This is a genomic window from Pantoea sp. At-9b (assembly GCF_000175935.2).
Taxonomy (GTDB): Bacteria; Pseudomonadota; Gammaproteobacteria; order Enterobacterales; family Enterobacteriaceae; genus Pantoea.
Map to the genome: position 1 here is coordinate 714,825 of NC_014838.1, position 26,895 is coordinate 741,719.

A 26,895-nucleotide genomic window follows, 5' to 3' on the forward strand; every position below is an offset into this window, starting at 1 on the left:
TCAGACCTCCGCAGTCGCTAACGGTGACAGGCGGGACTGGCCGGGGATCGCCGCCAACAATTGTCGCGTCCACGCCTGCTGTGGGCGATTAAAAATTTGTTCACTGCTGCCCTGCTCAATGATTTCGCCATTCTGCAACACCAGCACCCGATCGCAGAGCGCGGCGACGGCAGAGAGATCATGAGAGATAAACAGCAGCGACAACGCTTGTTCACGACGCAAACGCATCATCAACTGCATGATGCGATGTTGGGTGGTGACATCCAGCGCCGACACCGCTTCATCAGCCACAATCAGCTGCGGTTTCATTGCCAGCGCACGGGCGATGGCAACACGCTGGCGTTGCCCGCCAGATAACTGAGCGGGATAGCGCTGCGCCAGTTCAGCCGGGAGTTCAACGGTTTGCAGCAGGTCAACCACGGCTCCTTGAAGCTGCTGTGCGCTCAATGGCTGACCGCTTTCACGACGCTGCGTCAGTTGCAACGGTTCACTGAGGATTTCCACCACGCGCCGACGCGGATTGAGGCTGTTATACGGGTCCTGAAACACCATTTGCACCGCATAACGTAAGGGATGATCGATGGCCAGCCGTTGCCCGGCTTGCTGCCATAACTGATCATTCAGTCGGATACTGCCCTGATCCGGCCCATCGAGGCCAACAACCAGCCTGCCCAGCGAGGTTTTCCCCGATCCTGACTCCCCTACCAGCCCGAGAATTTCGCCTTTATCCAGGTTAAAACTGATGCCATTCAGCACCCGCTGCGTTTGGCTAAAAAAGCCCACGCGGCGGCCAAACTGGCGTACCAGATTGTTGGCCGACAACAGGTGCGTGCCAACAACCGGTGGCTTTGCGGCGGGGGCATACTGATGCCAGCTCGCCTGCAACAGCGAACGGGTATAAGGATGTTGCGGCTGATGGAACAGCTTTGCTTTTTCGCCCTGTTCCACAATCCGCCCGTGTTGCATCACCACCACACGATCGGCGATATCAGCCACCACCCGTAGGTCATGGCTGATAAACAACAACGCGCAGCCATGCTGTTGTTGCAGTCGTTTTAGCAGTTGCAGGATAGCCGCCTGTACCGTGACATCCAGCGCGGTGGTGGGCTCATCCGCGATAATCAGTTTCGGGTTAAGCGCGATGGCCATCGCGATCATCACGCGCTGGCGCATCCCGCCGGAAAACTGTGCCGGACGCGCATGGTAACGTTGCGCCGCCTCACGGATGCCCACCTCTTCCAGCAAAGCGATCACCCTGTGACGCAGGGCCTTGCGTGGCAGGCGTTGATGCGCCTGAATCGCCTCCTCGATCTGCTTACCGACGCTTTTTAACGGATGCAGGTTACTGAGCGGGTCCTGGGAGATATATCCCATCTGCGCCCCCCGTAGCTGGCGATATTCATCGGCCGTCAGTCCACTCAACTCACGGCCATTAAACCATCGCTCACCCGTCACCCTGGCGTTGCCAGGTAACAGGCCGAGCAGCGCCAGCAGACTCAGGCTTTTGCCCGAGCCGGATTCGCCAACGATCGCCAGCGTTTCCCCAGGTTCCACAGCGAAGCTGACCTGTTGCACCCGCGGTGGTTGGGCATCAAAGCCAACCGACAGTTGATTCACGCTCAGTAATGACATGCGATCCTCTTAAGGTTTTAACGCGATATTGGTGATATCCGCCTGCGTTGCCAGCGACGACCAGGTCCAGTTGGTCACCCGATCGGAGGTCACAGCGATACGGCGCTTCTCGAACAACGGAATCCACGGCAGATCGGCGGACACCAGACGATCGGCTTGTGCCCAAATCGGGCCGGGGTTGTCTGAGGAATACGCCTGTTTTGCCAGTTGGTTCAGCTGTGGGTTGCTGTAGCAGATGGCATAAACGTTACCGCGCCCACAGGGAGAGGCGTCTGAATTGAGCCAGCCGCCGAGCAGCATGCGCGTGGCCGGTCCTTGCCAGTCGGGCGAGGTCTGCCCCAGCGCCAGATCCCAATGGTTTTCCGGGCTTTGCAGATAAGCCATAAACTGTGGCGCAGGCACCGGATTGAGGTTCAGGGTGATACCGGCTTTCGCCAGATCCTCTTTCAGAATCACCGCCAGGGTACTGAACTGATTGTTAGCGCGGTACACGAGGTCAAAGGTCACGCCGTTGGCAAAGCCTGCCTGCTGTAATAGCGCTTTGGCTTTGGCCGGATCGCCTTTGTTCTCAGGTGTGGGATAGAGGTCAAGCGGTTCATGGCCCAGCAGCGTGCTGGTGATGATCTGACCGAGCGGCAGGGCCGCAATTTTGCCCCCCTGTGCCTGCACCAGGTGCGCACGGTTAACCGCGTATGTTAAGGCCTGACGCACCTGCAAATCACGCAGCGCGGTCGCCCCCGCGCTTTTGGCTTCCGGTTGTGCATTGATGGCGATAAAGTTGGCCGCACCACTGTTGGCAGCATGCAAATACGGGCTGTTTTTAATCGCGTACTGGCGGATCACCGCCTGCGGCGGTACGTCCAGATACAGCGACAGATCGGCATCCCCTGCCTGCACACGCTGCATCACGCTGTCTTCATTGTTGCCGGTGAAGTTGATGTCAATCTGGTCGACATACGCATGACGCGCCGGGTCTTGCGCATGGTTATAATTCGCCACCTTTTTCAGCACCAGCTTCTGGCCGCTGGCATAACTCGCCACCTCGTAAGGTCCACTGGAGGGAAAGTTTTTACGAAATTCCGGCGAATCCGGGTAGTAACGCGAGGCCACCTCTTCCGGCAGCGGCGTAACGAAGTTCATCGACAGAATATTCAGGAAATCATAGTTTTTGCTGTCGGAACGCAGTACCAGGGTGTGATCGTCCGGGGCACTGACGCCGGCAATCTCATGACTATCAATAAAGGCTTTGGTGGCCGCCAGGTCGCCGGTGGGCACGGCGGCGAATTTTTTGCAGTAATCGGCAAAACCGGAGAAAGCCAGGTTGAAGTAATTCACCGCCGCCACCTGCTTATTGGGATCGCAAAAGCGTTTAATTGCGTAGACAAAATCCTTCGCGACGATGGAACGGGTGGTGGGTCCGGCATAGCGAATGCCGTCACGCAGATGGAAGGTATAGGTTTTACCATCGGCGCTGACATCCCAAGATTTGGCCAAATCGGGCACCAGCGTGGTGTCATCTTTCAGGCTTTGTGACGATCCGGGATAGGTGACCAACTGACGCGTGACCGCGCGCAGAATTTCCCACGAATCCACCGAATAGCCGGTCAGCGGATCAAAGGCATCCAAGTCCGGTTGTAACGAGGCAATACGCAGCGTACCACCGGGTTGTGGGGCATCAGCAGCCGTCGCCTGCCATGCCAGACCTGACAGCAGCAACATAAGGGCGTGCGCTTTACGCATGAAAATCTCCTGGTATCCAATCAAAAAAACAGGCCAGCCCAGGGCAACTGCGTCACGGCAAATAACCGTTCGAGTCGGCCTGCGGCCTGAGGGTTATGTAGTTCAATTTTTTTACTAAAGATCAGTTGCCAGACGCGACTGCCACCCAGCAGTAGCGTCGCCAGCGCATCAATCGACAGGCTGGCATCCGCCGCTGCCGTGCTGCGCCGAACACCTTGTGGCCCAAGCTGCCAGCACCCGTGGTTATGGGGTAACAGCGGGTCGTGAACCGCCAGCGTGACGGGTTGTTCCGCCCCCCACTGCCGGGCATTCAAGGTGGTTGCAACATCAATGATGCGCAGCCAGCTTTCATCGCGCTGGGCGCTGATTGTCACCGCCCGTGAGTTATCCACCCACAGTGGCAAGGGATCGTCAGTCGGGCGGGAGGCAAAGGTGATATGGCGGGTGATATCCAGTTGCAGCAGATAGCCGATTAGCGCCTGATAACTGTCGGCATCCGGTGCGTGCAGATCATCCACCACCAGCGTGCGATCGCGGCTGTAGAGCCAGTTCTCGTCGGGCTGGGCGTGGTAACGTACAAACGCCTGTGGCTCCTCATTACGTATCAACAACGCAACGTAGTGGTTGTGGCTACTGTGACGCAGGCGATGTTGTTGCATCGCCCACCACTGCGGCCAACGGGTTAACGTACCTGCCCGCCGTTCAGGAAAACGATGCACGATGGTGACTTGCTGCTCCCAGGCTTGTGCCGCAGGCAGCAGTTCAATCCGCGCCGCACTGGCGGGTATCGCTCCCAGCTCGCGCTTATCGAGGCTGAGGGTATTGAACCAACTGGCGATACCAAAGCCGAAACGTGGATAAATCGTGCCCTGTGAGGCACGTAGCGTCGCAACCGCCACCTGTTGCTGGTGAAAATCGTTCAACTGACGTTGGAATAGCGCGCGCAATACACCACGGCGGCTGAACTGCGGCAACACGCCGACATGCGTCACCGCCGCGTGAGATACCCGGTTGCCACCGGGTAGCGTGATTTCGCCGCGAAAACTGTTGGTGGTGCCCGCCAGTTCTCCCGCCAGCCAGGCACCGTACACCCGCCCCGGTTGCAGATACTCTTCCACCCAATTCTCCAACGGCGTGACGCCGCCGGGCAGGCCAAACATCGCCTGCCGAAAGGTGGTGGCTGCCGCCAGTAAGGTATGCGGCTCCTGAATCAGACCAACATCCACCATGCCGTCACCTCAGGCCTTGGGCGGCGCGTAAACGCGCGGCGTCGGTAGCTTGCCACTTAACACATAATCACCCACTTCGCGGGTACGATACGTCACCGGGTCATGCAGGGTATGCGTGCGAACGTTGCGCCAGTAAACATCCAGACCGTATTGATTGCCGGTGGAACGCCCGCCGGTGAGTTCAAACAATTCGTGACTGATTTTCAGTGCCACGTTGTTGGCAATCACCTTGGACTGGTCGGTGAGCAGCGCCAGTTCGCCCCATTGGCTTTCGGTCAGGTCATGTTCAGCCTGGAATGCCACCTGATATGTGCGGGCGGTTTTCTCCGCCAGTGCGATGCCTGCCGCCAGTTCTGAGGCGAGTTCACCCGCTTTCAGGCGGTGGTAGGGGTCATCGAGGGCATTATCCACACCGGATTCCGGCCAGGGACGGACGGTGTCACGGAAATAGGCAGCAGCATGTTTGAGCGCGCCCTCGGCGATACCGAGATAGAAATGCACAAAGATCAGCTGGCTGAACTGGTTACGTAAGGCGTTACGCAGCGTGGCACTGGCCGGATGCTCCTCCAGTCCGGTCAGACGATCCTGCGGGCGCAGCCGTAAGCGATCAAAATTCAGCGTGCCGCTGGCGGTGAGGCGCTGTCCAAGGTTATCCCAGTCGTCATTGAAATGGATGCCGGGTTGATCGGCGGTGACCTGATATTGCACCAGCTTGTCATCCACCCAGACGGCAATGGTCATCACTTGCGACACCGCCGCGCCGGTGGCAAAGGTACGCCGACCACTTACCAGCACGTCGTCACCGTCCCATTCCAGTTGTAAACGGGGATCGCGAGGATTGCTGATGCTCGACTGGAACCAGCCTTTTTCGACGATGCCGCGCGCGATAAATTCCCACTGCTGGCGATTGCCAAGGATGTAGCTCCAGACGCCATTGGAATAGTGATAGGCAATCAACTGGCCAAGCGAACCATCAGCAGCCGAGATGATGCGGCTGATTTCCAACGCCTGGACCAGATCGGCACCGCCGCCGCCCAGCGATTTCGGCACCGCCAGTCGCAGCAAGCCGCTCTGCCGCAGCCAGTCAATTTCTTCAAACGGATGCTGATTGGCGCGGTCACGTTCCAGCAACGTTGCAGCGAGTCGATCAGCCACCTGTTGTGCCACCTGCTTCCAGTGAGCGAACTCGCTCTCGCTGACACCCTGATAGATGTCGTTAGCGTGACTCATGATATTCCCCTGATAAAGTTATGAGTGTGAGGGTCAAACTAAACCGGCACGGCGCAGTAGCGCTCCTGCGCCTTCGGCAAACCACCAGGCTTCTTCCAGATGCGGTTGGCCGGATAAAATAAAGTGATCGATACCCAGGGCGTGATACGCCTTGATCAGCTCAGCAACCTGCTGATGGCTGCCCACCAGCGCGGTGCCTGCACCGCCGCGCACCAGGCCATAACCACTCCAGACACCGGGAGCAATTTCCAGCGCCCTGACGTTTTCGGGATTGACGTGGCGGGCTTCGATGTTGTTGAGCAACGCGGTCATCCGCTGCTGCCCGACGGATTCCGTGCGGCTGAGCAAGCTTTGCGCACTGTGGATACGCGCGGGGGTGATGCCCTGAAGCAGGCGAGCCGCCTCGCGCCAGGCCTCCTCCTCGCTGTCACGGCTAATGACGTGGAAACGAATGCCAAAGGTCAGCTGACGTCCCTGAGTGGCGGCCGCAGCACGCACCGCCGTCAGCCGTGGCGCGACCTGATCCAACGGCTCGCCCCAGGTGATCCAGGTATCCGCCTGCGCTGCCGCCACCTGTTGCGCTGCCGCGCTGGCACCGCCAAAGAACACCGGCGGCACCGGCCAGGCTGAAGGCAATAACGTCGCCTGCTCCAGCTGATAATGCTGCCCCTGAAAATCGAACGGCTGACCGTTAGCGCGCGCCGCGCTCACCCCTTTGAACGCGGCGATAAACTCACCACTGCGGGCATAGCGCTGCTGATGGTCCAACTGATCGCCATAGCGCCGTTGCTCCACCGGATCACCGCCGGTGACGATATTGATCAGCAGCCGTCCCTGTGTCAGCCGTTGGAACGTGGCAGCCTGATGCGCCGCCAGCGTCGGCGAAATAAAACCGGGTCGGAATGCCACGATAAACTTCAGCTTTTCCGTGTGCTGACTGATTGCCATCGTGCTCAGCCAGGCATCTTCACACCAACTGCCGGTTGGGGTGAGTACCCCCTCGAAACCGAGCCGTTCGGCACTGCGCGCGATATCGATCAGGTAGTCCAGTGAAGCCGCGCGATAGTTAACCTCGCCGCCCTGGATATGCTGCGAATCATCGCCTGCGCCGACAATGCTCCGACTGTCGCCATTGGTGGGCAGATACCAGTGGAGATGGATACTCATGCGTCACTTCCCGGATAGCGCTGGGTATGCAGATCACGGAAGCGCGTACCGGGATGGTCGTTGCGCAGATGACGTTGCCCCTCCCCCTGTAGACGTTCACGCAGCGTCGAGGCGCGGCCATCAGGACGGCGCATCCGCCCACGCGCCTGTAATTCCGGTACCACCCAGCGGACAAAATCTTCAAAACTGCCGGGGCTGATGGCATACGCGAGGTTAAAACCATCAATGCCGGACTCATCTGCCAGCGCTTCCAGCGCATCGGCCACCGTTTGCGGGCTGCCCACCAACGTCGGATGAATACCACCGATGCCGATGTAGTTACTGATATCACCCACCGTCCAGACGCGTTCGGCATCAATGCGGGTTAACCCGACCAGGGCAGAACGGCTGGCGTTGGTTTCGATATATTGCAACGGCGCATCAAGCGGCCATTCGGACCAGTCCACCCCGGTCCAGGCGGAGAACAACGCCAGTGCCGCTTCCTGACTGGTGTAGCTGAGGTAATCCTGAAATTTGGCATGGGCCTGTTCATCGGTTTCCGCCACCACCACGCTGACCGCGGTGATAAAACGAATGGCCTCATCAGCACGCCCTTGCTGGCGTGCCAGCGCGCGAATACGTTCGATATTGTTGCGAATCGCCAGCGCAGTGGTGCCACCGAGGAACACCACCTCCGCATTCTGCGCCGCAAACTGACGGCCACGATCGGAGGTGCCCGCCTGGAACAGGACCGGTGTTCGTTGTGGGCTGGGTTCAGATAAATGGGCATCCGGTACGCTGAACCAGCGTCCCTGATGACGAATCGGATGGACTTTAGCCGGATCGGTGTAGACACCCTGCTGGCGATCGCGTCTGACCGCATCCTCTTCCCATGAGCCTTCCCACAGTTTGTAGGTCACTTCCAGGAACTCCTGCGCGCGCTCGTAACGTTCGTCGTGGTCCATCTGGCGTTCCAGCCCAAGGTTACGCGCGGCCGATTCCAGCACCGACGTGACGATGTTCCACGCCACCCGTCCTTTGGTCAGATGGTCCAGGGTGGTGAATTTGCGCGCCAGCAGGTAAGGATGTTCATAGGTGGTCGAAACGGTGATACCAAAACTCAGTTGTTGTGTGGCGGCCGCCATCGCCGACACCAGCAGCAGCGGGTCGTTGACTGGCGACTGTGCCGCCGTGCGCAAGGCAGCGTCCGGTTTGCCCTGATACACGTCGATCTGCCCCAGCGCATCCGCGATAAACATCGCGTCGAAACCGGCTTCATCCAGCAGGCGAGCGATTGATATCCAGTAGTCCAGCGTAGTGTATTCACTGGCGCGATCGTCAGGGTGACGCCACAATCCAGCCGAGACATGGCCGACCACATTCATTAAGAAGCCATTAAATAACAGCGTTTTCTTCTCAGCGCTCATCATTTTCCTCCATTAAGCCTGACGTTGTTGTTTGGCGAACGCGACCGGTTGTGGTTTGTCACGGCTGTCCGACAGCAAGGTGCTGGCCGCCAGTAAACGCTGCGTGACCGGATGTCGTCCGGCGTCGTAGAGCGCATCACGCGTGAAATCATCAACCACGCGTCCTGCCTCCATCACCAGGATGCGCTGACAAAACTGGGCAACCAGTGCGAGGTTATGACTGATAAACAGATAAGTGAGTTGGTGCTGCTGATGCAGCCGTTGTAACAGCGCGATCACCTGCGCCTGCACCGATAAATCAAGGGCCGAGGTGGGTTCATCCAGTAGCAGACAACGCGGATTGACCACCAGCGCGCGCGCAATATTGGCGCGCTGGCGCTGGCCGCCAGACAGCTGATGGGGGTAGCGATCGAGCAACGCCGGTTCCAGCCCCACCTCACTAAACAGCTGCTGTGCACGAGCTAACGCGCTCTCACGGTCGCGCACCACTGCCAGACGTAACTGCGGACGAATCAGCTGTTCGCGCAGTGTCAGTCGAGGGTTAAATGACGCCAGGCTGTCCTGAAACACGCACTGCAACTGGCGACGGAATGCCGCCAGCGAATCACCCGCAAATTGCAGCTCACCACGACTTGCAGGGACCAGTTGCGCCAGCAGGCGGGCTAAGGTCGATTTGCCCGAGCCGGATTCACCGATAATGCCGACGATTTCCCCGGCATGCAGTTGCAGATCAACCGCCTCAACCGCACTGAAACGCACGTTGCGCGGCCACCAGCCTGAAAATTCACGCTGCCAGTAGTCACGCCCTAATCCTGTCGCCCGTAACAGCGTGCTGCTGGCGGCTGCCGGTGGTGGCTGACGATTGGGGTGTGGCACTGCCGCCAGTAACGCTTGCGTATACGGATGTTGTGGCGCGGCAATCACCTCAGCGGTGTTGCCGGTTTCCACAATGCGGCCATGACGCATCACCGCAACGCGATCGCTGAGCGACGCCACTACGCCAAAATCGTGGGAGATCAGCAGCATCGCCATCTGTTGTTGCTGGCACAGCTCGCGTAATAAGTGCAGCACTTCGCGTTGCACGCTGGCATCCAGTGCCGTGGTGGGTTCATCGGCAATCAACAACTCGGGCTGACACATCGCCGCCAGCGCGATCAGAATACGTTGCCGCATGCCACCGCTCAGTTCATGCGGGTAGCGCGCCATGACCTGCTCAGGCTGCCGGATGTGCATCCGTTCCAGCCAGTGAATCGCCCCGGCGCGCCGTTCCCTCCGGCTGAGCCGGGGATCGAGGCGACGCAGGTTATGTTGCAATTGCTGCCCTACCCGCCATGACGGGTCGAGGGTGGAGAGTGAATTCTGCGCAACCATCGCCAGCGCATGGCCGCGCAGACGATTCAGCCGGGCATCGGGCTGGTTAAGCAGCGGCTGATGGTGGAACAGGATGTCGCCACTGGCTTTGGCCTGTTGCGGTAGCAAACCGAGGATGGCGGCAGCCGTGATGCTTTTACCGGACCCGGACTCCCCGGCCAGTGCCAGCACTTCACCCGGCGCGATACTCAGCGACACATCCTGCACCACACGATCGCTGCCGAACTGCACGTTAAGCTGAGAAACCGTTAATAACGTCATGGTGGTCTCCTCAGCGATGCGGGTCGAGGAGATCGCGTAAGCCATCTCCCAGCCAGTTAAATGCCAGTGACACCACCACAATCGCCAGCGCGGGCAGCGTAGCGATATGCGGTGCGCCGAGGATCATCATCTGCGCCCCTTCACCCACCATCCGCCCCCAGTCGGCCTGTGGCGGTTGGACGCCCAGACCGAGGAAGCTCAGCCCGGCCAGAAACACCACCATGCCGCCCAACAGAGAGGTGGTGTAGACCAACAAGGGCGTCACGACATTGGGTAATAACTCACGGAACAGGATGTCGGCATGGCTGGCACCCTGTGCGCGCAATGCCTCGACGTACTCCTTCTGCACCTCAACGCGGGTATCGCTGTACACCACCCGCGTCAGGTAAGGGATCACGCTACAAATCAGGGTGATAATCACGGTGAGGTAGCCGCTGCCGAGTACCGCCGACAGACCAATCGCCAACAGCACCATCGGGAAGGCGAACAGCATATCGATGCAGCGCATGATAAACGCGGAGATCGCGCCATGGCGGTAACCGGCAAACATACCTAACGCCAGGCTGACGACGGCGGCGAAGATCACTGGCAGAATCGAGGCCCCCAGCGCGCTACGTCCGCCCCAAATCAAGCGGCTGAGCATATCGCGCCCTTGGTTATCCCCCCCGAGCAGATGGCCCGGCGTACCCGGAGCGGCCAGGCGCAAGCCAGGAAAAGCCTGGAGCGGATCATAAGGTGCCAGCCAGGGGGCCAGCATTGCGATGGCGATCATCAGCACCAACAACACCAGGCTGGCGGCGGCCAGCGGTTGCTGAACCATCAATCGACGTAGCGTCATCACAACTGCCCCCGCTGCCGGGGATTCAGCCAATTTTGCATCAGGTCGCTAAGCAGATTTACCACCACAAAGCACAGCGCAACCAACATCACCCCGGTCTGAATGGTGGGATAATCCTGCCCGGCAGCCGCGTTGTACAACTGGGAACCGATCCCCGGCCAGGCAAAAATTTTCTCAATAAAGATGACCCCGCTGAGCAGATAGCCAATCTGCAAGCCGGTAATGCTGACGATCGGAGCCAATAAATTACGTCCCAGATGACGCCACAGCAGTACCCGGCGCGGATAGCCCAATGCGCGGTAAGTGCGCAGATAGTCCTGCTGCATGATGGTGATCGTGCTGCTGCGCACCTGGCGCGCCAGGATCAGCATGGAGATCAGTGCGGTGGAGAGCGCCGGGAGAAACAGATGATGCAGCAGATCCGCCAGCCCCTGATCGCCGCGCATGTCGTACATGCCCGATACCGGGAACCAGCGTAATTTGACGGCAAACAGCCAGATGAAAAACACCCCGAGCCAGAAAATCGGGATATTGTGGCCAAGCTGCACCACCAGCATCACCAGGCGGTCGCGACGAGTGCCGTGCCACAAACCGCACATCACCCCGATGATTACCCCAGGGATCAGGCACAACAACACGGCGGCTCCGGTGAGGATCAGCGTGTTGCCAAACGCACCACCTAACACCTCAATCACCGGCGTGCGCATGGTCAGAGACATGCCCCAGTCACCGGTCAGGAGGTTTTTCAGCCACAGCAGATATTGCAGTGCGGCAGGTTTATCCAGCCCGTAGAGCTGACGAATGTGTTCAATCGCGTCCTGCGACAACTGGCCCGCCAGTGCGTTGGTGATGGGATCGCCAGGTGCCAGTTTGGCAATCAGAAACACCAGCAATGAGATCACCCACACCAGCGGAATTGCCTGCAACAGCCGCATAAAGATCAGGCGTATCATGATTTGAGCCACACCCGCGTCAAATCATAGAAGTTCTGTGCCGGGACATTGAATCCCTGTACCGCCGGGGAGCTGGTAAAGACACGGTTCAGCGCCAGCAACGGCACAAAGGCGGCCTGCTGCTGAAATTGCTGATTGACCTGATGCCATAGTGTCAGCGCCTGTTGGCGATCGACGGTAACGGAGGCTTTCTCAATTAACTCCGCCACGCCGGTGATCACCGCTTCACCTTTGCCCCGGCTGACCACATAGTTTTTCCATGCCACACGCAGCCATTGTGGCGTAATCAATCCCCACTCCATGGTGAACAGGCCGGTTTCTGGCGCAAGGTTGGCGAGATGGGAGCTATAGGTGATCCACTCCTGAGAGACCACCTGCACGTTAATGCCCACCTTGCTCAGATCACGCTGAATCCACTCAATCACCGGCTGGTTTTGGTCGTAGGTGATAATGGTGAAACTGACGTCACCAGGTTTGAAACCGGCATCCGCCAGCAGTTTCTTCGCGCCTTCCGGGTCGTATAGATAATCTTTTTGGCTCGCCAGAAAGGCTTCATTGGCGCGATTCAGAATGTTGTAACTTGCCACCGCATGGCCGTTGAGTAGGGTTTTGACTAACCCTTCGCGATCGATGGCTTTAATCACCGCCTGGCGCACCGCCAGTTGGCTGGTGAAACGGTTGGCGAAGTTCCAGCCGAGAAACAGTTGGTTGGCTTCGACGCTGTCGTGTACCTGGTAACCGCTTTGCGCCAGCAAATCTACCGCATCGGTTGGGGTGCGTGACAGGATATCGACCTGCCCGGACTGCAATGCGCTGATGCCGGTACTGCCATCGAGAATCGGCCGGAAAATGATGCGTTCCATATAGGGTTTCTTACCCCACCAGCTGTCATTTCTGACCAATTCGGTGCGGTCATTACGTACCCGCAGCACAAAGCGATACGGACCGGTGCCGGTGGGGTGTTCCGCCAGGCCATCCTGCCCCCATTTCTGCAACGCTGCCGGACTGAAAATGCCAGATACCCAGTTGCCCTGGGGTAAAAAGCGCAGAAAATCCGGGAACGGATGATTGAAGTGGTAAGCCACGGTGTGCGGATCAATCACCTCCAGGGTTTTCAGATCCCCGTACACCTGCGCCATCGTCGCCTGAGAACGTGGGTCAAAATAGTCGAAGGTGGGATCGGTAAAACGCCGCACATTAAAACGCACCGCTTCGGCATCAAAAGGAGTGCCGTCATGAAACACCACGCCTTGCCGCAGTTGAAAGGTGTAGACCGTGGCATCGTCATTGACCTGCCACTGGGTCGCCAGCGCCGGAATAATTGGCGGCGTCCCCTGCGCGGCAGGAACCGACAAATCCTCAGCGACTAAGGATTCATAGATGTGTTTATCAACACGGTAGGTTTCATAGGAATATTGCCGGTTAGGATCATAAATTGTTGGTTCCAGCGCCTGACCAACAATTAACGTTTTACCGTAGCGTTGCGCCTCGTCGTCTGCGGCCAATGCTGGCAAACTGCGGCCCATACCGATAAATATCAGCGGAGAGAGTGCTGACAACTTAATAAGCAGACGACGAGAGGCATCAACGCTCTCATCGTGAGGTTTGTTTTGCATGATGTTTTCCGATGACCGCAGGTGTTGTGTGCCGCAAACGCAGCTGAATCAGTGAGTTGATTCGTTATTTTTAATATGACCGGCACGTTAGCACGCGTTACAGAAATATTTAAATGCCATTTCCGCAAATAAAAAGTCAGTCTGATGCTTTATTTAATGCCGGATTTCTCATTTGAAATTGCAGATTTCTTCATTACACAACGTCGGTTTTCTTATTACTCTCGATGGCTTTCATTGCACCGGGAATAACCATGTCAGAGAAAAAAAGAATTATTTTGAGCGGTTTTACCATGGCGGCCGTCTCACATATTAATTATGGCATGTGGCGTCATCCTGATGAGCAGGGTTGGCGTTATACCGATATTGATTACTGGACGGAATTAGCCAGGCTGCTGGAAGAAAACCACTTTGACTGCCTGTTTATTGCCGATGCGCTCGGTTTGCTGGATAACTGGGGCGACTCCCCGGCGGCCTCACTGCGCAACGGTATCCAGTCACCTCTGATCGATCCTCTGCTGCTGGTCTCGGCGATGGCCGCCAGCACGCAACGACTCGGCTTTGGTATCACGGTGTCCACCACCTATGAACAGCCTTATCTGCTCGCCCGCAAGTTCACCACCCTTGATCACCTCAGTAATGGACGTATCGCGTGGAATATCGTGACCTCGCAACTGGAGAGTGCGGCGCGCAACCTTGGGTTGGAACGTCAGATGGATCATGACCAACGTTATGAACGCGCCGATGAATTTCTCGCGGTGTGCTACAAGTTGTGGCAACACTCATGGCAGCGTGATGCGCTGCGCCGTGATAAACAGGCCGGTATCTACAGCGACCCGACTAAAGTGCACGCCATCGGGCATCATGGCGCGTGGTTTGATGTGCCGGACGCACACCTCTCCGAACCCAGCCCACAACGCACACCGGTGCTGTTTCAGGCCGGTGGCTCACCGCGTGGGATTGCGTTTGCGGCGAAACATGCAGAAGTGGTGTTCGTCGCCGGACTGGACGCCGCAGGCGTCAAAAAGCAGGTCCAGGCGATCAAAGCATGCGCCCGCGAGTATGGCCGCGCAGCGGATAGCATTAAATTTATCAGCGCCGTAACGGTGATTACTGCCGCGACCGGGGATGCCGCGCAAGCGCGTTTTGCCGAACTGCAACACTACTACGATCTGGAAGGGGCGTTGGTGCACTACGCCGCCAGCACCGGTGTCGACCTTTCGCAACATGACATCGATGCGCCGCTCGACTGGCGTCACACCAATTCCAATCAGTCACTGCTTAAAATGGTGACCGGTACTGAGGGTGAACCCCGCAAAACCCTGCGCGAGGTGTTCCTGCCAGCATCCGGGCTTGGCCGACAAAAGACTTTCGTTGGCAGCGGAGAACAGGTCGCCACCCAACTGGAACAGTGGCTGGAGGAGAGTGATACCGATGGTATTAACCTGGCACAGTGGCTCAGCCCGTCCAGTTTTGCGGATTTTGCCCGTTGGGTGGTGCCGGTGCTGCAACAGCGTGGACGTCTGGGCAGCAACCTGCCTGGCAGCACTCTGCGCCAGTGTCTGTTCCCACAGGGCGGTAACGAGCCTGCGATCGATCACCCCGCCCAAAATCCCCTCCCCTGATTTGCCAACCAGGCACACATTCGTAGCGGCGCGATTTATCGCGCTCTTTTGACCTTTGGGTTTAAAAACCGCGCGATAAATCGCGCCGCTACGGATTATGCTTAACGTCACATCATCGCTGAGATTACTGTCATGACTGTTCAACATCCTGGCTTATTGCGCCAGCGCGATGGGCACCATGCCCGCGTCACCTGGGAAGAATTGTTTTTCGATCTGGTTTACGTGTTCGCCGTTACCCAACTTAGCCACCGCCTGCTGCACGATCTCAGCGCCAACGGCATGCTGCAAACGCTGATTCTGTGGTTCGCGGTCTGGCTCGGCTGGCAATATACCTGCTGGGTCACCAACTGGTTCAGTCCCGAAACGCCGCAAATTCGTAGCTTGTTATTTGGTGTGATGGCGGCGGCACTGGTGATGGCCGCCGCGCTGCCCGACGCTTTTGGTGAGCGGGCGTGGTTCTTCGTGACCGCGTACCTCATCATTCAGGTGGGGCGCACTGCATGGATTGTCTGCGTGCTCGGTCCACATCATGCCCTGAGCGCCAACTATCGCCGGATGCTGGTGTGGCTGGTCATTTCCGCGCTGATCTGGTGTGCCGGTGCGCTGAGCAGCGGCGGTTTGCGCACCGCCCTCTGGGCTCTGGCGGTGTTGTGTGAATATCTCTCGCCGATGACCGGTTTTGCCCTGCCAGGGATGGGACGTTCCTCCACCCGCGACTGGACGATCGAGGGGGGACATCTCACCGAACGTTGTCAGTTGTTTGTGATCGTGGCGTTGGGAGAAAGCCTGCTGGCGACCGGAGGCAGTCTGGCCGAGAGCCAGGCCTGGACCTTCCCGGTACTCTCCGCGATGTCCGCAACGTTTATTTCGGCGCTGGCGGTATGGTGGCTCTACTTTGGCACTTCTGGGGAGCAGGCGACACAGGCCATCACCCACTCCGCTGATCCTGGTCGCATGGGGGCACGTTTTCACTATATCCATGTGATTTTGGTCGGCGGGATTATCGTCATGGCGGTAGGGAATGACCTCACCCTCGAAGGGCCGGAACATCACGTGACGCTGCTGCATGGTGCGGTAATCAGCGCCGGGTCGGTGATCTTCCTGGTAGGCAGCGCCATCTACAAACGGGTGGTGTACGGCAGCATCCCCGTCACCCATATTGTCGGGGCGCTGGCGCTGTGTCTGGCGGTGGTACTGATGCCGGTGTTAACGCTGGAACAGGCCGGTTGGCTGACCACCGTGATCATGCTGATCACAGCCGTGGCGGAATCACGGGTACATCAGCGCCGCATGATTAAAATGAAAGGTGTATGATAATCATCGTCTTCATTTTTAATGACTTTATTCATGAAACTCAATTTCGATAATGATCTGACGGTGCGCAAACTTTTCATTTTCTGCACCTATATGGAAAGCGAAAATCTGGCGCGCACGGCGGAAACACTCGGCATCAGTACCGTCAGTGTGCACCGCGCGTTGCATACGCTGGAGGAGAGTCTGCGTTGCCCGCTGTTTACCCACAAGGGACGTAACCTGGTGGCGCTGCCCGCCGCCTGGACCTTGCTGGAGTATAGCCGCGAAGCGTTGCAGACCCTCAGCCAGGGGCTGGAAGAGACCCGGCGCACGGCGGGTATCGGGCTGGGACATCTGCGGATCGGCACGCTGTATTCCTTATCGCTGGAAACCGTGCCACGCCTGATCATGAATATGAAACTGCGTCGCCCGGAACTGGAGCTGAACCTAACCATGGGATCCAATCAGGTGCTGACCGGGATGCTGCAAAATAATCAACTGGACGCGATCATCATCTCGGTGACGGAAACGGAAATCGACCAGAAGGTGTTTGAGCAGGTCAGCTTGTTTCAGGATGATATTTATCTGGCGGTGCCGACTACGGAACCGCGCGATGCGGCGGTGGATATCGACCTGCGCGACTACAGCGACAAACCCTTTGTCTCGCTCGATGAAGGGTTTGCCACCTTTACCGGTTTTCAGGAAGCCTGTCATGTGGCGGGTTTTGAACCCAATATCGTCACGCGCGTCAATGATATCTTTTCGATGCTCAGCCTGGTGCAGGCGGGGATGGGGTATTCACTGGTGCCGGGGCGTATGCGCAAACAATACGAGCACGACTTACAGTTCCGCAAGCTGGCCGAGCCTTATCAAATGCGCCAGCAAATCGCCATCGTCTTTGCCCGCAACCGCGAACATGATCCGAATCTGTTAGCGCTGGTGGCGGAGGGCCGGATGTACGCCCTGAGCCTACAGGATAAGTCTCAGCCACGAGCGTAGAGATGTTGCACCAGTTCGATGCTGCTGCGCTCCAACGCCAGACACTCCCCCTGCGGTTGGGTACTGCGCGTCAGGCCGGTCAGCACCCCGCCGGGTGGCATCTCAATCACCAACCGTACCTCGCGTTCTTCCGCCGCGACCATCGCCTCATGCCAGCGAACCTGGCGGGCCATATTCATCGCCAGATCGTCAGCAATGCGTTCCGGTTGCCACAATACCCGGGCGCTGTTGCCGCTGAGGTAGGCACAGCGTGGCGGTTGCAGTGACACTTGCCGCATCTGCTGCGCCAGCTTGTGCGCCGGTTCATTCAACAAGGCGCAGTGGGATGGCACGCTAATTGCCAGGCGGCGGACGCAGTTGGCGCCTTGTGCCCGCGCCGCATCACCGACGGCTTGCATCGCCGCCTCACTGCCCGCAATGACGATCTGCGATTCCGAGTTGATGTTGGCGATAAAACTGTGCTGGTTATCCACCAGCGGCTCCACCTGGTACAACGGTAAGCCGTTGATGGCGGTAAGACCATAGCCGTGCGGATACGCACTTTCCATCAGATCGCCGCGCAGCGCCACCAGCCGTAACGCGTCCGCAAAGTCCAGTGCCCCGGCAATCACCGCCGCCGGATAAGCGCCAATCGACAAGCCACAGACCATATCCGGTTGCACACCCTGCGCCATCAATCTGCGGGCAGCGGAGACCCCCGCTATCAGCAGTGCAAGCTGCACGGACCGGGTATGCTGTAATGCGTCAGGACTGTCGAGGGTGGTCAGCTCATCCGCCAATACCGCTTGCGCCTGCTGCCAGGTAACATCACGTGGTAGATCGTGAAGCATACCTGGCCGTTGTGCGCCCTGACCGGGAAAGGTAAACAAGGTTTTCATGGCATCTCCTCTGCCCAGGGATTATCCGTTAAGCGCGGTCCCTGTGCGGTTTTCAGCAGCACGCGTCCACTGCGCAGCCACTCATTCAACGCAAAGCCACCAAAGGGGGTCTCAATCTGGGTGTCGGCACGGCATGGCAGCGTCGACAGCGCCTGTTGCCAGCGGCTAACGTCAGCAGGCCGCAATGGCGTTGCGGCGCGGATTAGCAGATCCAAATCGCTGTCCTGGTGCAATACCGGTAAGCCGGTTGCCAGCGCAAAACCCGTGCTGCCGGTCACGCCCCACTCCCACGGCCAGTTGTGCTGACGCAGCACCACCAGCGCCTGAACTGTCGGGTGATGATTCAATTGAGGTGGCACCACCAGCATTTCCGGCGAGATCACCCGCACCACGTCAGCGGGTGCCACCCAACCCGCGGCCCGTTGCTGGCGTGCCTGACCGCGCACGCCAACCGGAATCAACCCCTGTTGCATCACATCACGTCGCACCACCACCGGCTGCTGGCAATGCCACAGCTCGGCCACCCAAGCTTCGGTGATGCCGACCAGCGCCCTGTCATGGCGTAGCCAAAGCAGGTCGTGGGGACGTGCGGTGATGTTCATGATCAGATTCCTGCAGTTAAGGATATAAACAGCGGCAGCGAGAGAATCGACAGCAGCGAGCTAAGCAGCAACACCGCTTCCGCATCGGGTGACTGCACGCCAAAACGGTTACCAAATACCACGCCAAAGAAACCAGCGGACAGCGCAATCATCAGAATCGCGGTGATGGCAACGGTGCCATGCAAGCCAAATACCAGTACGATACCCCAGGCCAACGCCGGTTGAATCAACAACTTGGTGACGGTGGAACTGATCACCATGCTGTTAATTTTCAGTTTACGTGCGGAGAGGATCACCCCGGTCAGGAACAGCGCCGCCGCTGTGGCTGCCAGTCCGAGCGGTTTAATCGATGCCAGCAGCAGATCCGGCATCTTCACACCGAACGCCGACAGCACCACCCCCAGCAACGGTCCCCAGACGATAGGTTTTTTCACCGAACGCCACATCAGTACCGGCAACATCGCCAGCGTGGAACGTTGAGTCTCACCTGCCGCCCGCGCTTTTTCTCGTTCGAGGATCAGCAGACAAAACGGCGTCATCAGCACCGAACCACAGGCAATAGACACCGCGACTGACAATGATGTCGCGGAACCTTCACCGACCACACTGCCCAGAATCGGCAGCCCCAGCGCGGCATAGTTCGGCAATGCGACCGTCAGCGTCAACACCGCCGCATCCTGTGGTGACTTTTTGAAGATCCCGGTCGCGATAAAGTAGAGCGCCGCATAGGCAATCCACATCGCCAGCGTCAGGACCGCGATCAGTGGCATTTGCGCCACAATACCGCTCCACGGAGTCTGTACCGTGGCACTGAACAGCGCGGCAGGTAAGGCAAAATCCATTACAAATATATTCAGCAGCGAGACGTTCTTGTTATCGACCATCCCGGCCTTGCCAGCCCAGAAACCCAGCAGCATGATGACAAAAATGGGCGCGAGGGCATGAAGAATCACGTAAGTCATAAATCACCTGTTATTAGAAGAGTGAATACTGACGCGATGGTGTTTATTTAACAGATGCTGCAGTTAGCCGGGTGTAACCACACACCCGGCCCTGTCGCAATCCGGCAGGTTTATATTTTTTGTTTTAACTACCAACTGGCACGCATACGCGCGCGCACATCAGCCGAAGCCTGACGATTAGCGGCGACTTCACCCGAACCACGGCGCGGGTCCTTGCGGGCATCCGCAATCGCTGCCGCCAGGGTGTCGCGTACTCGCTGCACATCGCTGGCACTCGGTGCATCGGGATCGGCAATGTTCAGCAGCGACGACAGCAAACCCAGCGTGGCGTAATTGCTGATGTCATAAGCCATCGGCGGCACCGTGGCGGCCAGTTTTTCCAGTGCTTCCACGGTACGCAGTGTGATACGGGCAGCAGATTCTTTGCCCATGGCATGCACCAACACGCCCGCATCGTTGAAGGCGATCAGGCGATTAGCCTGATAACCGTGCGCCAGGAATGCCCCGGACATTGCCTTACCGACAATCAAGCCGATCACCGGGTGGCCTGCCAGGCGAGCCTGGGCATACGCCCCGGCCGCACCGGCCAATGCCTGGTGGATACCGAACGCTTCTTCACGGCGACCGTAGGCCTGGCTTGGCACATCAATCACCGCCACGATCGGGCGTTTGATGGTGCTGTTGGCATCGGCGGCGAGGGTTTCCTGTACCACTTTCGCCAGCGTCCACCCTTCCAGTAATCCCACCTCACCTTTGGCGGCACGCGGGTAGCGGTTGTGCGCATCCGGGACCACCGCAATGTAGCGAACACCGGCGGCATCCGCGGCCAGTACCGATGGACATAAACCCTGAATCCGCTCTGCGTCGCCGGTCAGCTGGTTAAACCACAGCTCACCACGGCTGTTATTGGCGCTCATTTTTTCACCTCCGGGGCAAAGACCTGATGAATCACAGCCGTACTGGCCTGTTGCTGCGTATCAAAACGGGTTAAGCGATCAAGGTAGAAGGCGTAGTTTTCACTACGATGCTGTGCCGGGACGCCCCGGGCGATGGCATCATCGACGGCGGCCTGAACGGCATTCACCCCATCACCAACCAGCGCCTCAACCAGCCCACTCTGATAACGGATTTCGCCGCCGGTCATGCTCCAGATAAAGGGACGGTCACGCGAGTCGTACTCTTCAATGCCGGCTTCCTGCTCGATTACCTGCGGGCCATTCAGTCCCAGACGCGCTTCGCGGGTGACGATCAGGTAGCTGCATAACGCCGCGGCAATCGACATCCCACCAAAGCAACCGACCGTACCGGCGACAATGCCGATAACCGGGGTGTAACGGCGCAGATCAACAATCGCGGCATGAATATCGGCAATCGCCGCCAGCCCGAGGTTGGCTTCCTGTAGGCGCACCCCCCCGGTTTCCAGACAAAGAATCGCCTGGGTCGGGATGCCGTTGCGGTTGTCTTCCGCTGCCAGTTCCAGCGCCGCCGCCATTTTGGCACCAGAGACTTCGCCCATGCTGCCACCCTGGAAGGTACCTTCAATTGCCACCACAACCGTGGGTTTGCCGTGGCGGCTGCCTTTCATCACCACCATGCCGTCATCGGCCTGTGGCACGATGCCCTGTTTGGGTAACCACGGCGACATCACCCCAGCGAAAGGATCAAGCAGTTCGCGTGCGCTGCCAGCATCCAGCAGAGCCAGCGCCCGTTGCCGCGCCCGTAACTCAATAAAACTGCTGTCGTTACGCATGAGCGACCTCCTCAAACACTTGTTCAATGCGGATACGCGCGACACCCGGTGTCGCACCGAAGTCATGAATCACCAGTTGGCCCGCAGGCAACTCGGTAAGTTGCGCCAGACGATTGAACAGAGCGTCCCAGCGCGCGTGGCTGTTATTGACTGAGGTGGTGATAGCGATGTTCAGGACGTGGCTATCATCCGCCGTGAACAGCACCTCCATATCCCCCGATCCCACCACGCCCGCCAGCGCCTTGCCGCTTAGCTTGCGGCTGGACGGGTATGACAACGTTATGTGTTCCATAGCTACCTCTTAATCATTAAATGTTGATGCCTGAGCGCCGGTGATGCGGTCAAGAAACAGCGTGGCGGCCAGTAAATCGGCAGCGCCACCCGGCGAGGCATTGAACTCCAACATCGCGTTATCCAGTTTTGCCAGCGCTCTGCGCCCAGCCGCGTCGGCATAGCCGCCAGCCGCCAGTACCTGGCGTGCACCGTCCTGCATGGCACGCAGCGCCGGTAAGCCAGCCCGGTGCAGTACGCAGGTGTCGGTCAGTGAGGTGAGAATCGCCATCAGCGCATCGATGCGTGCCGCCGTTTCATCGGCACCGGCACGGCGACTGGCATGGAGCTGCGGCAGCGCCAGCCGGGTAATATGGGGAAACCCCTGCTGGGCTTCTTCACGCGCACCGGGTACCCGAAAACGATGTACCACCCGCAACCCTTTGCTGAAGGTTCTGGGGGCAGCGCGGTCTGGCAAGGTGGCCAACCGCGCAGCAACATCGCACACTCGCTGGCTGTCACCGCCCCCCGCCAGCATGGCACCCGCGCTGACCAGCAAGCCTAACGCCCAGATGGCACCACGATGGGTATTAACCCCGGCAGTGGCGGCCATCATTTGCTTCTCACCCTCACGTCCCAGTTGTCCGATGGTTTCCCGCAGCGCGACATCCGCCGGACGCTGCCAGCTTTGCTGTGCTAACGCATAGAAAGTGGGCGTCAGGCTGCGTGCGGATCGCTCCATCAACGCCAGCGTGAGGTCGTGATGCGCCCCACTGCCACGCCGATCCACCAACCCTGGTTTGGGCGTGAGGTTCACTTCTTCAATCAGGCAATCGGTCGCTAGCTGCGCCAAACGATGCAGATGCAATTCAACCGGTGTGGGTGAGAGTCGTTTCATTACCAGCTCCGGAATTTAGCGGGCGGGTTGTAAAGGCCGTCTGACCATTCGACCAGGTCAGCCACGCTGCCAGCAGCCAGCAGTGAGCGGGTGGCATCGGAACGACGAATGCCGATATCTTCCGGGAACACCACTTTGCCGCTGCGGCGCAATTCAGCCACGCGTTTCGCATCCACACCTAAACCGATATCGGTGATACCCGCCACGGCAGCCACCATCGCCCGGCGTTCTTCCAGGCTGGTCGCGCGATACAGGTAGGCAATACCTTCTTCCGTCAGCACGTGGGTGACGTCATCTCCGTAGATCATTACCGGTGCCAGCGGCATACCGGCGCTTTTCGCGACATCAACCGCGTCCAGTTTTTCCACAAAGGTCGGTTTAACGCCCGCCTGGAAGGTTTCCACCATCTGCACCACCAGCTTGCGCCCACGTTGCAGCGGATCTGGCTCGTTGATCATTGCCAGCCACGCCGGTGTGGCATGACGACGTCCGTGCGGGTCATGGCCCATATTCGGTGCGCCGCCAAAACCGGCCAGACGACCCCGGGTGACCGTCGAGGAGTTGCCAAGGCCATCAACCTGCAAGGTGGAGCCGATGAACATGTCCACCGCGTATTGACCGGCGAGCTGGCACATGGCGCGGTTGGAACGCATCGAACCGTCAGCACCGGTGAAGAAAATATCGGGGCGGGCGCGGATGTACTCTTCCATCCCCAGTTCACCACCGAAACAGTGCACGCTCTCCACCCAACCACTTTCGATGGCAGGGATCAGCGTCGGATGCGGGTTGAGTGTCCAGTGCTTACAGATTTTGCCTTTCAGGCCGAGTTGCTCACCGTAAGTCGGCAACAGCAATTCAATCGCCGCAGTATTAAAACCGATACCGTGGTTGAGTGACTGCACCTGGTGCTCAGCGTAGATGCCCTTGATCGCCAGCATCGCCATCAGGATATGTTCCTGTTTGATCAGACGCGGGTCACGTGTGAACAACGGCTCAATAAAGAACGGTTTATCCGCCACCACCACGTAATCAATCCAGGAACCTGGGATATCCACGCGCGGCAGATCGCACTCGTCATCCACCAGTTCATTGACCTGGGCAATCACGATGCCATCGTGGAAAGCCGCTGCTTCTACCAGTGCCGGGGTGTCTTCGGTACTCGGCCCGGTATAGAGATTGCCTTTACGATCGGCTTTGTAACCGGCAATCAACGCCACGTTCGGTGCCAGATCGACATACAGGCGTGAATACAGTTCGATATAGGTGTGGATAGCGCCGATTTCGAGGATGTTATCCTCCAGTAGCTGCGAAATACGCAGACTCTGCGTCCCGGCGAAGGAGAAATCGAGTTTACGGGCAATGCCTTTTTCAAAAATGTCGAGGTGCTCGCTGCGACCGACACTGGGCATGATCATATGCAGATTATTGACTTTGGCCGGATTGACCTGCGCCAACATGCGCGAAAGAAAATCGGCTTGTTTTTGGTTGTTGCCTTCCAGCACCACCCGATCGCCCGGTGAGATCAACCGTTCGAGCATCTCTGGCATTTGATCGCTCGGTAGCACTTTACCCGCTACCTGCACGGATGCCAGTCTCCGCTGTTTTTCGATGCGCCGCGTATTCCAGACGCGCGGCGTATGCTGTCCTGATGACATGACTAACCTCCTGAATTCGCGAATCTCAATGATTGCTTCAACTGGATTCAGTCTGGCTCCCGGGGGGGATTCCATCAATCAAGCAGCGGGACAGATCGTTAGCCTGAGAGTAATGATTGGATGTGTAAAAACTTGATGAGGATCAACGACACCAATAGCAAAAGGCAGGTTGATGTCGTCCTGTTGACAGCGGAGCTGGTGACAACACCTGTCGCGCTACCTCTCCCTTTATATCTATATTTTTTTCATATCACATTTATATCCTGGCGGTTGATATTTACATGTTAAAGTCCAGCAGTCGTCAATTATCTCATTGGGTTAACACTTTTCTTCCTTTTATTTTTACTGCGCGGCATTCCCTTTTCTTATACCAGGAGACTTAATGCCATGAGTGTAAAGTAAGTTACAGATGAAAAAATTGCTCTTGCTATAAATAGCTAACCAGGGAATTCAAACTGCCGTTAGCACGGCACGAATAAAAGCTGAAATACCGGAAAACAGCACACCTGAAAATAAAATAACTTTTCCTGATGGAAAAATGTATGAAATGTTGTGGGTGCGAGGCATGCGTAAAATGAACACTGATATTTTATTTGAAAAGGTTCAGATCGGCCCTTTGCTGTTAAAAAATCGCTTTGTCATGGCACCAATGTCGGTACATATGACGCATGATGGCAGCGTAACAGCAGAGGAAATTGCATTTTATGAGCGCCGGGCACAAGGCGGAAGCGCAATGCTCATCGTTGGCTCTGTCTGTATCAAGCCTGATGGTGATTTTGGAGGACAGCTGTATATCGACCGCGATGAATGCATTCCCGGACTGAAAGCCCTCACTGACGCAGTACATCAATATGATTGTCTGATTTCCGCACAAATTCACCACTCAGGTCGTGAAACCAGCATTAATGTCACCGGTCATCAACCGGTAGCACCTTCGTATTTCGAGCCTGAAGTCTACTCAATATTTAAAGCGGAATACTCACCACCGAGAGAATTGTCAACCGCAGAAGTCGCAGAATATGTTGAATACTATGCTCAGGCCGTGTGGCGTGCAAAACAAGCAGGCTTCGATTCCGTTGAATTACACGGCGCGCATGGTTATTTGATTTGTGCCTTTATGTCGCCTCTGACCAATAAAAGAACCGATCGTTATGGCGGAAGTTTTCTCGGACGGATGCAGTTTATCAACGAAATCATGTCACGTAGCCGTGCCCTTGTCGGGGATGAATATCCCATTACAATCCGCATTGTTGGCGATGAGTGCCGTGAAGGCGGTATCGATCCGCACTTGTCGGTACGCATTGCCCAACATCTGGAGCAACTTGGTTTTGCGGCGATCAGTGTGTCTGCAGGCATGTATCCTTATATCCGCACGGTTCCCAATACTTACCACAAGAAAGGGGTAAATCTGTATCTGGCAGAAAACATCCGCGATGCCGTCTCAATTCCCGTGATGGCCGCCGGACAACTCAGTTCACCCGATATTCAGACCGAGGCGATTGTCAGAAAAAAAGCGGATTTGATTGCCCTGGGGCGAGCGTTAATTGCCGACCCGGATTATCCAAACAAATTAAAACTCGGGGCACTGGATGACATTGTTTTTTGTATCGCCTGTAATAAAGGATGCCATGACCGCACGGCAGGAGAGCGAGCCGTAAAATGTATGTTGAATGTGCAGACCGGGCGCGAAACATTGAGGAGCTATGACATCACGCCTGCCGCGCAATCCCGCAAAATCATGATCATTGGTGGCGGGCCTGCCGGCATGGAAGCCGCCCGCGTCGCTGCATTGCGCGGGCATCAGGTTTCCTTATTTGATGCCGGAGCTGATATTGGCGGTAAGATTGTCCAGTCCGCTCTGGCTCCCGGTAAAGAGAGTTATCTCGAGGTGCTGGCCTATTATCGTCGCCAGCTGGCAAAACCTAACATTAAAATTCACACCGGATATACAGTCACCCGCGAAGACATTGCTCGCTCTGGCTCAGATGCGGTCATTATCGCCACAGGTTCACTTGATAAAACCCCGGTGATTGCGGGTCTTCAGCCTGAAAAAATGCTGTCTGCGCAACAGGCTTTTTTATTTCCTCAGCAAGTGGGGCAACGCGCGGTGATCATTGGTGGCGGTGCCGTCGGGGCCGAGCTGGCACATTATATTATGTCAGTCCGGAAAGTCGAAATCTATGTTATCGATCCTCAGGAATATATTGCACACGGAATGCCGCAGGATTCAAGAATCTGCCTGCTTGATGAACTCAATATGGATACGCAGTTCCACACCATCAGCCAGGCACGTGTTAGTCGCATTGATGACGACCGTGTTTATTATCAACAACAAGGTTCCGAGCATTGTATTGACGGAATAGACAGCATCATTATTTCAACCGGTTCAACGCTCAATAATGCATTAAAAAATTCGGATGGTGATGTCATAAAAAATCTAAAAATTATCGGTGATGCGGAAAAGCCGGGGGATATGGTCAAGGCAATTCGTCAGGGTTACGAAGCAGCCTTAGCAATTTGAAT

The 26,895-nt window shown here is 57.3% G+C and carries 22 protein-coding genes; 4 read left to right on the plus strand and 18 right to left on the minus strand.

The genetic code is table 11. The features are described 5' to 3' along the window. From PAT9B_RS23610 to PAT9B_RS23655, 10 genes are read right to left on the minus strand one after another with little or no spacing between them, the layout of a single operon-like run. Window positions 1-1,632: an ABC transporter ATP-binding protein gene (locus PAT9B_RS23610; RefSeq protein ID WP_013511813.1), complete on the minus strand. Its 1,632-nt coding sequence runs from the start codon at window positions 1,630-1,632 to the stop codon at window positions 1-3. Window positions 1,633-1,641: 9 nt separating this feature from the next. Then, complete coding sequence (locus PAT9B_RS23615) at window positions 1,642-3,372, minus strand: ABC transporter substrate-binding protein (RefSeq protein WP_013511814.1); 1,731 nt, start codon at window positions 3,370-3,372, stop codon at window positions 1,642-1,644. A 20-nt stretch (window positions 3,373-3,392) separates the two neighbouring features. Then, the gene (locus PAT9B_RS23620) at window positions 3,393-4,601 is read right to left on the minus strand and encodes a GNAT family N-acetyltransferase (RefSeq protein WP_013511815.1); all 1,209 of its coding nucleotides are present in this window, start codon (window positions 4,599-4,601) and stop codon (window positions 3,393-3,395) included. 9 nt (window positions 4,602-4,610) lie between these two features. Continuing rightward, a complete protein-coding gene (locus PAT9B_RS23625; protein WP_013511816.1) occupies window positions 4,611-5,831 on the minus strand; it encodes an acyl-CoA dehydrogenase family protein in 1,221 nt (406 codons plus the stop codon). A 33-nt stretch (window positions 5,832-5,864) separates the two neighbouring features. Then, the gene (locus PAT9B_RS23630; RefSeq protein WP_013511817.1) at window positions 5,865-6,998 is read right to left on the minus strand and encodes an LLM class flavin-dependent oxidoreductase; all 1,134 of its coding nucleotides are present in this window, start codon (window positions 6,996-6,998) and stop codon (window positions 5,865-5,867) included. Then, window positions 6,995-8,404 carry an LLM class flavin-dependent oxidoreductase gene (locus PAT9B_RS23635; RefSeq protein ID WP_013511818.1) on the minus strand — a complete coding sequence of 470 codons (1,410 nt, stop codon included), beginning with the start codon at window positions 8,402-8,404 and terminating at the stop codon, window positions 6,995-6,997. Before PAT9B_RS23635 ends, PAT9B_RS23630 begins: the two co-directional genes overlap by 4 nt. A gap of 12 nt (window positions 8,405-8,416) precedes the next feature. Then, a complete protein-coding gene (locus tag PAT9B_RS23640) occupies window positions 8,417-10,036 on the minus strand; it encodes an ABC transporter ATP-binding protein (protein WP_013511819.1) in 1,620 nt (539 codons plus the stop codon). A 10-nt stretch (window positions 10,037-10,046) separates the two neighbouring features. Further along, window positions 10,047-10,874 carry an ABC transporter permease gene (locus PAT9B_RS23645; RefSeq protein ID WP_013511820.1) on the minus strand — a complete coding sequence of 276 codons (828 nt, stop codon included), beginning with the start codon at window positions 10,872-10,874 and terminating at the stop codon, window positions 10,047-10,049. Further along, on the minus strand, window positions 10,874-11,827 hold the full coding sequence (locus tag PAT9B_RS23650; RefSeq protein ID WP_013511821.1) for an ABC transporter permease: 954 nt from the start codon (window positions 11,825-11,827) through the stop codon (window positions 10,874-10,876). Before PAT9B_RS23650 ends, PAT9B_RS23645 begins: the two co-directional genes overlap by 1 nt. Continuing rightward, complete coding sequence (locus PAT9B_RS23655; RefSeq protein WP_013511822.1) at window positions 11,824-13,443, minus strand: ABC transporter substrate-binding protein; 1,620 nt, start codon at window positions 13,441-13,443, stop codon at window positions 11,824-11,826. The genes PAT9B_RS23650 and PAT9B_RS23655 overlap by 4 nt, the downstream gene beginning before the upstream one ends. 251 nt (window positions 13,444-13,694) lie before the next feature. On the opposite strand from PAT9B_RS23655, the gene PAT9B_RS23660 reads away from it, so the two are divergent. From PAT9B_RS23660 to PAT9B_RS23670, 3 genes are all read left to right on the plus strand, one after another. Continuing rightward, window positions 13,695-15,065: an LLM class flavin-dependent oxidoreductase gene (locus PAT9B_RS23660; RefSeq protein WP_013511823.1), complete on the plus strand. Its 1,371-nt coding sequence runs from the start codon at window positions 13,695-13,697 to the stop codon at window positions 15,063-15,065. Between the two features lie 132 nt (window positions 15,066-15,197). Then, a complete protein-coding gene (locus PAT9B_RS23665) occupies window positions 15,198-16,379 on the plus strand; it encodes a low temperature requirement protein A (protein ID WP_013511824.1) in 1,182 nt (393 codons plus the stop codon). A gap of 33 nt (window positions 16,380-16,412) precedes the next feature. After that, window positions 16,413-17,357, plus strand: coding sequence for a LysR family transcriptional regulator (locus PAT9B_RS23670; RefSeq protein WP_013511825.1), 945 nt, complete (start codon window positions 16,413-16,415; stop codon window positions 17,355-17,357). Here the strand turns inward: PAT9B_RS23670 and mdcH are convergent. The 8 genes from mdcH to mdcA form a co-directional block, all read right to left on the minus strand. Continuing rightward, on the minus strand, window positions 17,342-18,235 hold the full coding sequence (gene mdcH / locus PAT9B_RS23675; RefSeq protein ID WP_013511826.1) for a malonate decarboxylase subunit epsilon: 894 nt from the start codon (window positions 18,233-18,235) through the stop codon (window positions 17,342-17,344). The genes PAT9B_RS23670 and mdcH overlap by 16 nt on opposite strands. Further along, a complete protein-coding gene (locus PAT9B_RS23680) occupies window positions 18,232-18,837 on the minus strand; it encodes a malonate decarboxylase holo-ACP synthase (protein WP_013511827.1) in 606 nt (201 codons plus the stop codon). The genes mdcH and PAT9B_RS23680 overlap by 4 nt, the downstream gene beginning before the upstream one ends. Window positions 18,838-18,839: 2 nt before the next feature. Continuing rightward, on the minus strand, window positions 18,840-19,799 hold the full coding sequence (locus tag PAT9B_RS23685; RefSeq protein WP_013511828.1) for an AEC family transporter: 960 nt from the start codon (window positions 19,797-19,799) through the stop codon (window positions 18,840-18,842). Window positions 19,800-19,927: 128 nt separating this feature from the next. Continuing rightward, window positions 19,928-20,716 carry a biotin-independent malonate decarboxylase subunit gamma gene (gene mdcE, locus PAT9B_RS23690; protein WP_013511829.1) on the minus strand — a complete coding sequence of 263 codons (789 nt, stop codon included), beginning with the start codon at window positions 20,714-20,716 and terminating at the stop codon, window positions 19,928-19,930. Beyond that, the gene (locus PAT9B_RS23695; protein ID WP_013511830.1) at window positions 20,713-21,549 is read right to left on the minus strand and encodes a biotin-independent malonate decarboxylase subunit beta; all 837 of its coding nucleotides are present in this window, start codon (window positions 21,547-21,549) and stop codon (window positions 20,713-20,715) included. Before PAT9B_RS23695 ends, mdcE begins: the two co-directional genes overlap by 4 nt. After that, on the minus strand, window positions 21,542-21,841 hold the full coding sequence (gene mdcC / locus PAT9B_RS23700) for a malonate decarboxylase acyl carrier protein (protein WP_013511831.1): 300 nt from the start codon (window positions 21,839-21,841) through the stop codon (window positions 21,542-21,544). Before mdcC ends, PAT9B_RS23695 begins: the two co-directional genes overlap by 8 nt. A gap of 9 nt (window positions 21,842-21,850) precedes the next feature. Then, window positions 21,851-22,717, minus strand: a complete 867-nt coding sequence (locus tag PAT9B_RS23705) for a triphosphoribosyl-dephospho-CoA synthase (RefSeq protein WP_013511832.1) — start codon at window positions 22,715-22,717, stop codon at window positions 21,851-21,853. Continuing rightward, window positions 22,717-24,372 (minus strand): malonate decarboxylase subunit alpha, encoded by a 1,656-nt coding sequence (gene mdcA / locus PAT9B_RS23710; protein WP_013511833.1) that lies wholly within the window; start codon window positions 24,370-24,372, stop codon window positions 22,717-22,719. The genes PAT9B_RS23705 and mdcA overlap by 1 nt, the downstream gene beginning before the upstream one ends. A gap of 565 nt (window positions 24,373-24,937) precedes the next feature. On the opposite strand from mdcA, the gene PAT9B_RS23715 reads away from it, so the two are divergent. Next, window positions 24,938-26,893: an FAD-dependent oxidoreductase gene (locus PAT9B_RS23715; RefSeq protein WP_223300493.1), complete on the plus strand. Its 1,956-nt coding sequence runs from the start codon at window positions 24,938-24,940 to the stop codon at window positions 26,891-26,893. Window positions 26,894-26,895: the final 2 nt, after the last annotated feature.